1 protein-coding gene is annotated in these 2,826 nt (G+C 34.8%); it reads right to left on the bottom strand.

The genetic code is table 11. The annotated features are described in order from the left end of the window. A partial coding sequence (locus ACTG3V_RS15300) for a 4Fe-4S dicluster domain-containing protein (RefSeq protein ID WP_439133041.1) occupies positions 1-2,826 on the bottom strand: 2,826 nt, incomplete at both ends.

The following is a 2,826-nucleotide window of genomic DNA, read 5'->3' as shown; positions in this document are numbered from 1 at the left end:
ATCTCCAAAAACTAAAGCTCCAGTAGTACATGCAGATGAACAAGCTGTTTCAAATTCATCAGTATTTACTGCTCTACCTTCTCTTTTTGCTTTTAAAATAGTTGCCTGTGTCATTTGAATACACATTGAACATTTTTCCATAACCCCTCTAGAACGAACTACAACATCTGGATTCAACACCATTTTACCATATTCGTTATTCATATTAAAATCAAACTCGTTATTATTTGCATAATTAAACCAGTTAAATCTGCGAACTCTATAAGGACAGTTGTTTGCACAATATCTTGTACCCACACATCTGTTATATGCCATTTGATTTTGCCCTTGACGACCATGAGATGTTGCTGCAACAGGACAAACCGTTTCACAAGGAGCATGATTACAATGTTGACACATCATAGGTTGAAAAGTTACCTCAGGATTTTCGGCTTCCGTTTCTAATGCTTCATACATTTCACCTCTGCTTAAACCTAATTCTTTGGCATCTTCTCTTGTTTCAACCTCTGAAGAATAATATCTATCAATACGCAACCAGTGCATATCTCTACCAACCCTAACCTCATTTTTACCAACAACTGGTACATTATTTTCTGCATGACATGCTACAACACACGCTCCACAACCTGTACAAGATGTTAAATCTATGGATAAGTTAAAATGATGACCAACTTCTCTGTTATGTTCATCCCAAATATTAATACTATTTGCCTCTACTTCTTGATGATCATAAGATACATAAGCTGGTTTATTCCAACCATGATGATGATCTTTAGGATCTACATTTTTGTAGTCTTTTAATGAAGCTACCTTTAAAATATCATGACGCCCTGCAATTGTTTTTTGTACCTGAGTACAAGCAAATTTGTGCGTTCCTGATACTTTTTCAATAGCAACATTATATTGAATATTATTACCTCCCTTATATAAAGGATATGCATTAACCCCAACTTGCATTTCTTCTTTTAATCCAAAAGTTCGTCCATAACCTAATGCTAAACCAACGGATCCTTTTGCTTGACCAGGCTGAACCATAACAGGAACATTCTCTAATGTCACACCATTAACGGTAATATTTACATAATCACCATCAATAGCCCCATTATCTTTTACAGGATTCGACAATTCTAATTCTTTAGCATCTGCCATTGAGACTGTCAAGTAATTATCCCAAGAAGCTCTTGTAATTGGATCAGGGAATTCTTGTAACCAAGGATTATTTGCTTGTTTACCATCTCCTAAGCCTGTTTTTGTATATAAATTCAACTCAAAACCAGAAGATTTTTTTGCTGAACTTGCTAATTCGTTTGCAACAGTTGGTATTGAAACTGAGGTTTCAAAATCGTTTTCATCTGCTACTATTTCTCTTGTAAAGAAACCATTGTGCAATGCAGTATTCCAAGAACCACCAGCTAAAACATTGTTAGTAGCAAAGGTTTTTAAATAATCGTAATATTTTGTTGAATTACCAGACCATTTTAATAACGTATCTTGAAGTTGACGTGTATTAAATAATGGTTGGATTGTTGGTTGCATTAACCCGTAAGTTACAGCATCAAATTGCGTATCTCCCCAAGATTCTAAAAAATGTGGAGTTGGTAATGCGTAAGTTGAAGCATCTACGGTTTCATTATTCTCTGTTGATAAGGCAACTGATAACTCAACTTTTTTCAATCCTTCAGCAAAAGCTGATGAATTCGACAAAGCATACAAAGGATCTACATTGTAAGAAATGAGTCCTCCAACTTTACCTAATTTCATATCTGCAACTAATTGCGAAACCTCTGCATCATTTCCTTGGCGAATATTGATCGTATTTGTAGTATCAAAAACTTCACTTTGCAAAGCCTCATTGATTGCAAAAGCAACTAATTGAGCATTTTTATCATTTAATCCAGTTAACACAACACCTTTAGAACCTGCTTTCTTTAACTCTGCAGCCATTTTCTTTACATGACCATCAGCTGGTGTTGCTTTAGATGAAACATTTACACCAGTAATTGCACTATAAAGATTTAACAAAGCAAAAACTTGATCAGAAGGTTTTACAACCACTCTTTTGTCTGCATTTGCACCAGTTAAAGACATGTTGCTTTCAAACTGAACATGGTAAGACATGTTTCCTGTTTCTGGTTTTCTACCAGCTATATAAGACTTTTCAAATCCTCCATGAAAATCACCTAAAAAATCAGCACCAAATGAAACTATCGTTTTAGCTTTATTTAAATGGTAATTTGGTAAAGCACGTTTACCATACATTGCTAACATAGCATCTGCAGCACCTGATTCTGAAACTGAATCATATATAACGTGCTTGGCATTAGGATATGTTACCAAAAACTCTTGAACAATTTTATCTGTTGATGGACTTGCCATTGTTCCTGTTAATAGCACAACAGACTTGTTAGCTTCTTTTAAAGCATTTAATTTTGAACCAATCTCAGCATCAGCAGCATCCCATGAAATTTCCTCATTATCTTTAGTTGGTTCTTTTAATCTTAATTTTTCATCATATAAAGAAAGGATAGCAGCTTGTACTCTAGCTGTTGTAGTTCCATTCGCATCTTTATTTGGCATTATTTGTATTGGACGACCCTCTCTTGTTTTTACCAAAACATTCGCAAAATCATAACCATCTGCCATAGAAGTTGCGTACCAATCTGCAACTCCAGCTATAATATCATTTGGTTTTACAACGTAAGGAATAGACTTTCTAACAGGACCTTCACAGGCTGCTAAAGAAGCTGCAGCAGTGGTAAAACCAACATATTTTAAGAAATCTCTACGTGAAGTTGATGTTTTCTCTAATGTTTCTTTATCACCTAA

Origin of the sequence: Polaribacter sp. (genome assembly GCF_965660385.1) — a bacterium.
GTDB lineage: Bacteria > Bacteroidota > Bacteroidia > Flavobacteriales > Flavobacteriaceae > Polaribacter.
This window is presented reverse-complemented; position numbering and strand designations above follow the sequence as displayed.